The following is a 6,006-nucleotide window of genomic DNA, read 5'->3' on the forward strand; positions in this document are numbered from 1 at the left end:
CAAGAAACACGCCCGCAAACGCTGAAATCATGAGCGGCAGTCGACCTACATTGCTGCACTGGCCGAGCCGCCATCCTTTTACTTTCCCCTCGATCCCAACTTCTTCGGAGACTGCCATGAGCCACGCCGACGCGCCCGCCTTCACGCCCTGGGACAACCCCATGGGCACCGACGGCTTTGAATTCATCGAATACGCGGCACCCGATCCGGTCGCCATGGGCAAGGTCTTCGAGCGCATGGGCTTCACGGCCATCGCCAAGCATCGCCACAAGAACGTGCTGCTGTACCGCCAGGGCGAGATCAACTTCATCCTGAACGCCGAGCCCGATTCGTTCGCGCAGCGCTTCGCGCGCGAGCACGGCCCGAGCGTGTGCGCCATCGCCTTCCGCGTGCAGGACGCCAAGGCCGCCTACGAGCGCGCCACCTCGCTGGGCGCCTGGGGCTTCGCCGACAAGGCCGGTCCGGGCGAGCTGAACATCCCCGCCATCAAGGGCATCGGCGACAGCCTGATCTACCTGGTCGACCGCTGGCCCGGCAAGAACGGCGCGAAGCCCGGCGACATCGGCAACATCGGCTTCTACGACGTGGACTTCGAGCCGCTGCCGGGCGTGGCCTCGCAGGACGCCCTGACCACCAAGGGCAACGGCCTGACCTACATCGACCACCTGACGCACAACGTCTACCGCGGCCGCATGAACACCTGGGCCGGTTTCTACGAGAAGCTGTTCAACTTCCGCGAGATCAAGTACTTCGACATCGAAGGCCAGGTCACCGGCGTGAAGAGCAAGGCCATGACCAGCCCCTGCGGCAAGATCCGCATCCCGATCAACGAAGAGGGCAAGGAACAGGCCGGCCAGATCCAGGAGTACCTGGACATGTACAAGGGCGAAGGCATCCAGCACATCGCGATGGGCTCGGACGACCTCTACGAGACGGTCGACGCGCTGCGCGCCAAGGGCGTGACCTTGCTGGACACCATCGACACCTACTACGAGCTGGTCGACAAGCGCATCCCGGGCCACGGCGAGAGCGTGGAAGAGCTGCAGAAGCGCAAGATCCTGATCGACGGCAAGAAGGACGCGCTGCTGCTGCAGATCTTCAGCGAGAACCAGCTCGGCCCGATCTTCTTCGAGTTCATCCAGCGCAAGGGCGACGACGGCTTCGGCAACGGCAACTTCAAGGCGCTGTTCGAGAGCATCGAGCTCGACCAGATGCGCCGCGGCGTGCTGAGCGCCGCAAAATAAGCGCTCCTTCCACCCTCCAGGAGCCCCGCATGCGCAACATCCTCTCGATCGGCCTGACCACCCTCGCTGCGGCGGTCGTTCTCTCGGGATGCGCGGCGGGGCCGGGAGGCGCGACGGCCGCCAGCGCCGCGGGCTCGCACCTCGACAGCGTGCAGAAGGCGGCCGTGCTGCGCATCTGCACGCCGGGCGACTACCGCCCGTTCAGCTTCCAGAAGGCCGATGCCTCGTTCGAAGGCATCGACGTCGACCTGATGGCCGACTTCAGCGCCAGCCTGGGCGCCAAGCCCGAGTGGATCAAGACCACCTGGGCAAACCTGCTGCCCGACCTCGCGGCCGGCAAGTGCGACATCGCCGTGGGCGGCGTGTCGGTGACCACCGACCGCCAGAAGCGCGCCTTCTTCAGCGCGCCCTACATGGTCAACGGCAAGACGCCGATCGCGCGCTGCGCCGACGTGGGCAAGTACCAGAGCGTGGCCGACATCGACAAGCCGGCCACGCGCGTCATCTTCAATCCGGGCGGCAGCAACGAACGCTTCGCCCGCACCAACTTCAAGCAAGCCCGGCTCACGCTGCACGGCGAGAACGTGACGATCTTCGACGAGATCCTCGCCAACCGCGCCGACGTGTTCGTGACCGAGTCGGCCGAGGCGATCGTGCAGCAGAAGCTCAAGCCGGGCCTGTGCGCGATCAATCCCGACAAGCCGCTGCAATACGGCGAAATGGCCTGGATGCTGCCGCGCGACGATGTGGCCTTCAAGGCCTATGTCGACCAATGGCTGCACCTTCAGCAGGCCGGCGGCGACTTCCAGCGCGTCATGGACCGCTGGCTCAAGTAATCAACCGAAGCACCCATGGACACCCCTGCCACCGTCGTCACGCCCGCCGTTTACGGCGCCTCCGATCGCCCGCCGCGCGGCGACTATTCGCGGGGCGGCACGGTGCAGGCCGACTACACCTGCGCGCAGGACTGGGCGAGCTACACGGCGGCCGACCACGACACCTACAAGCGGCTCTACGAGCGCCAGGCCGCGCAGTTGCCGGGGCTGGCCTGCGATGCCTTCATCAACGCGCTGCCGCTGCTGGGCGTGAAGGACCGCATCCCGCGCTTCGAGGAGCTCAACGAACGGCTGCACAAGGCCACCGGCTGGGAGATCGTGGCGGTGCCGGGGCTGATTCCCGAGCTGCCTTTCTTCACGCTGCTCGCGAACCGCAAGTTTCCGGTCACCGACTGGATCCGCAAGCCCGAGGAGTTCAACTACATCGTCGAGCCCGATGTGTTCCACGACCTGTTCGGGCACGTGCCGATGCTGTTCGACCCGACCTTCGCGGACTACGTGCAGCGCTATGGCGCGGGCGGCATCAAGGCCCATGAACTCGATGCCGGCGAGAAGCTGGCGCGGCTGTACTGGTACACGGTGGAGTTCGGGCTGATCCGCCAGCCCGATGGTCTGCGCGCCTATGGCGCCGGCATCCTGAGTTCGGTCGGCGAGCTGCAGCACGCGGTGCGCTCGAACGAGCCGCTGCGGCTGCCGCTCGATCTGCTGCGCACCATGCGCACGCTCTACAAGATCGACACCTACCAGGCCAACTACTTCGTCATCGACAGCTTCGCGCAGCTGTTCGACCTGACCGAGCCCGACTTCGCGCCGCTGTACCGAGCGCTGGAGACGGCGACCGACATTCCGGCCGGCGTGCTGCAGCCCGGCGAATCCGGCAAGGCCTGAGCTTCCTTTTTTCGGCAGCCGCGCCGAAGTGCGCGGCTCGCGCCGGCTCCATGCATCGATCGGCAGCTATCGCGCAGGCGACAGCCGATGCATTTACCTAGGACAAGCCCGCTGGTCGCTTGTCCTGTGCGGCTCCCACAATCCGCGCCAAAGGAGCTTGCATGCAGACATCCGCGCGACAGCACTATCCGGCCGGCGTACCGCACGAGATCGATCCCGAGCAGTACCGATCGCTTTCCCACATGTTCGACGAAGCTTTCGGCCGCTATGCCGACCGCCCGTTCTCGGTGTGCATGGAGCGCTGGATGTCGTACGGCGAGCTCGATGCGCAGTCGAAGGCACTCGGCGCCTGGCTGCAGTCGCGCGGGCTCGAGCCCGGCGCGCGGGTGGCGATCATGCTGCCGAACATCCCGCAGTTCGCGGTCACCATGTGTGCCGTGCTGCGCGCCGGCTACACCTGCGTGAACGTCAATCCGCTGTACACCGCGCGCGAGCTCGAGCACCAGCTCAAGGACTCGGGCGCGACGGCGATCGTGATCCTCGAGAACTTCGCCTCCACGCTCGAGCAGGTGATCGAGAAGACGCCCGTGAAGCACGTGGTCATCACGGCAATGGGCGACCTGCTCGGCGGCCTCTACGGCAGCTGGATCACGCTCGCGGTGCGGCACCTGAAGAAGATGGTGCCGCCGTTCAAGCTGCCGCTGAGCGATGGCCGCACGGTCACGCCGTTCTCGCAGGCGCTCGCCGAAGGGCGCGGCCGCACGCTGGCCGCCGACAAGAGCACGCTCGATTCGATCGCCTTCCTGCAATACACGGGCGGCACGACCGGGCTGTCGAAGGGCGCGGTGCTCACGCACCGCAACATCGTGGCCGCCACCCTGCAGGCCGAGGCCTGGTTCACGCCGGCGCTCTCGCGCGCGGGCGACCTCGCGAAGGTCAACAGCATCGCGGCGCTGCCGCTGTATCACATCTTCGCGCTCACCCTGTGCCTGCTCGTGATCCGCCAGGGCTCGCACATGACGCTGGTGCCGAACCCGCGCGACTTCGACAAATTCATCGCGGTGCTGAAGAAGCGGCCGTTCCACATGCTGCCGGCGGTGAACACGCTGTTCAACGCGCTGTTGATGCATCCCGAGTTCAAGACCATCGACTTCTCGACGCTGTTCGTCTCGCAGGCCGGCGGCATGGCCGCCTCCGAAGGCACGGCGAAGCGCTGGTTCGAGGCCACCGGTTGCCCCATGATCGAAGGCTGGGGCATGAGCGAGACCTGCGCGATCGGCACCAACAACCCGGTGTCGAACACCAAGTTCACCGGCACCATCGGCCTGCCGTTGCCGAGCATCGAGATCGCGATCAAGGACGATGAAGGCAATTCGATGCCGATCGGCGAATCGGGCGAGCTCTGCATCAAGGGACCGAACGTGATGAAGGGCTACTACAACCAGCCGGCCGAGACGGCGGCGGCCTTCACCGCCGACGGCTTCATGCGCACCGGCGACGTCGCCGTGATGCAGGAGGACGGCTACAGCCGCATCGTCGACCGCAAGAAGGACATGATCCTGGTCAGCGGCTTCAACGTGTTCCCGAACGAACTCGAGAACGTGATCTCGCTGTGCCCCGGCGTGGTGGAATGCGCGGCCATCGGCGTGCCCGACGAGAAGCAGGGCGAGGCGATCAAGGTGTTCGTGGTGCGCCGCGACCCGAGCCTGACCGAGGAGGCTGTGCTGCAATACTGCAATGGACAACTCACGGGCTACAAGCGCCCACGGCACATCGAATTCCGCGATGCGCTGCCCAAGACCAACGTCGGCAAGATCCTGCGCCGCGAACTCCGCACCACCGCCTCCGCGGGCCATTGAGTGAGCGCGGCGGCGGCCGCCGGGTTACCGGCGAATGTCGTCGTGCTCGAGCGTGGGTGGCTGTCGTCCAACAACATCCTCGTGATCGGGGCCGATGAGACGGCGCTGATCGATACCGGCTATGTGGCGCACGCCGAGCAGACGGTGGCGCTGGTCGAGTCGGCATTGGCCGGGCGGCCGCTGGATCAGGTGCTCAACACGCATCTGCACAGCGACCATTGCGGCGGGAATGCGGCGCTGCAGGCGCGCTATCCGGACCTTCGCATCGAGATCCCGCCGGGCGAGGCGGCGCTGGTGGAGCGCTGGGATGAAGAAGGGCTGAGCTTCAGGGCGACGGGGCAGAGCTGTCCGCGGTTTCGCGTCTCGGGGTTGCTGCAGCCTGGGACGGAGCGCGAGGTCGGCGGGCTGCGCTGGCAGATCCATGCGGCACCGGGTCACGATCCGCATTCGGTCATTCTTTTCGAGCCTGTGTCGCGAACCTTGGCGTCGGCTGATGCGCTTTGGGAAAACGGGTTCGGTATCGCTTTCCCGGAGCTGAAGGGCGAACCGTCGTTCGGAGAGATGGCGGCCACCCTGGATCTGATTGAACGCCTGGCGCCATCGATCGTGATTCCGGGGCACGGGTCGATCTTCACGGACGTGGAGGCCGCGCTGAAGGTCGCGCGGCGGCGGCTCGAGGGGCTGCAGCGGAATCCCGTCAAGCATGCGCGGCATGCGATCAAGGTGCTGATCAAGTTCAAGCTGCTGGAGAAGCAGCGGATGTCGCGTGGCGACTGGATGGCCTGGGTGCGCGAGACGCCTTATCTGGCCATGGTGTGCGCTCGGTTCTTCGAGGGCGTGGCGCTGGGCGCCTTGGCACAGGAGATCTTGGCCGAACTCGTCGCTGCGCGGGCTGCTGAAATCACGGAAAACGAGGTTCGGAACCTCTGATTTTTTGAAATGATCGAGCCTGCTTAGGGCGCCCCGATTTCATTCAAATAAAGCGCTGCCTGTTTATTCGAATTGCCCATAAAAAAGCGCCCTGTCGTGGACGAGGCGCTTTTTGTTTCTTGTTTTGCTTTCGCCAAGAAAAAAGCCCCAACCGATTGGCTGGGGCTTTTTTGGCTGTAAGAGCCTGACGATGACCTACTTTCACACGGGAACCCGCACTATCATCGGCGCTGAGTCGTTTCACTGTCC

The 6,006-nt window shown here is 65.2% G+C and carries 6 protein-coding genes; 5 read left to right on the forward strand and 1 reads right to left on the reverse strand.

The genetic code is table 11. The features are described from left to right. The first annotated feature begins 116 nt into the window (after positions 1 to 116). From hppD to AC07PU_RS42080, 5 genes are all read left to right on the forward strand, one after another. The gene (gene hppD, locus AC07PU_RS42060; protein WP_093348317.1) at positions 117 to 1,244 is read left to right on the forward strand and encodes a 4-hydroxyphenylpyruvate dioxygenase; all 1,128 of its coding nucleotides are present in this window, start codon (positions 117 to 119) and stop codon (positions 1,242 to 1,244) included. 29 nt (positions 1,245 to 1,273) lie between these two features. Beyond that, positions 1,274 to 2,080: a transporter substrate-binding domain-containing protein gene (locus tag AC07PU_RS42065; RefSeq protein WP_495323627.1), complete on the forward strand. Its 807-nt coding sequence runs from the start codon at positions 1,274 to 1,276 to the stop codon at positions 2,078 to 2,080. 15 nt (positions 2,081 to 2,095) lie between these two features. Beyond that, the gene (phhA, locus tag AC07PU_RS42070; RefSeq protein WP_208510953.1) at positions 2,096 to 2,968 is read left to right on the forward strand and encodes a phenylalanine 4-monooxygenase; all 873 of its coding nucleotides are present in this window, start codon (positions 2,096 to 2,098) and stop codon (positions 2,966 to 2,968) included. Positions 2,969 to 3,129: 161 nt separating this feature from the next. Beyond that, a complete protein-coding gene (locus tag AC07PU_RS42075; protein WP_495323628.1) occupies positions 3,130 to 4,827 on the forward strand; it encodes an AMP-binding protein in 1,698 nt (565 codons plus the stop codon). Continuing rightward, positions 4,828 to 5,757, forward strand: coding sequence for an MBL fold metallo-hydrolase (locus AC07PU_RS42080; protein WP_495323629.1), 930 nt, complete (start codon positions 4,828 to 4,830; stop codon positions 5,755 to 5,757). A gap of 43 nt (positions 5,758 to 5,800) precedes the next feature. Here the strand turns inward: AC07PU_RS42080 and AC07PU_RS42085 are convergent. Next, on the reverse strand, positions 5,801 to 6,006 hold a 206-nt coding region (locus AC07PU_RS42085), incomplete at its 5' end, for a hypothetical protein (RefSeq protein WP_495323630.1).

Source organism: Variovorax sp. GW821-FHT10D07, assembly GCF_059415325.1.

Bases quoted from the DNA above. Each gene is read 5' to 3' on its own strand.
- hppD (WP_093348317.1), top strand. From the start codon at position 117: ATGAGCCACGCCGACGCGCCCGCCTTCACGCCCTGGGACAACCCCATG.
- AC07PU_RS42065 (WP_495323627.1), top strand. From the start codon at position 1,274: ATGCGCAACATCCTCTCGATCGGCCTGACCACCCTCGCTGCGGCGGTC.
- phhA (WP_208510953.1), top strand. From the start codon at position 2,096: ATGGACACCCCTGCCACCGTCGTCACGCCCGCCGTTTACGGCGCCTCC.
- AC07PU_RS42075 (WP_495323628.1), top strand. From the start codon at position 3,130: ATGCAGACATCCGCGCGACAGCACTATCCGGCCGGCGTACCGCACGAG.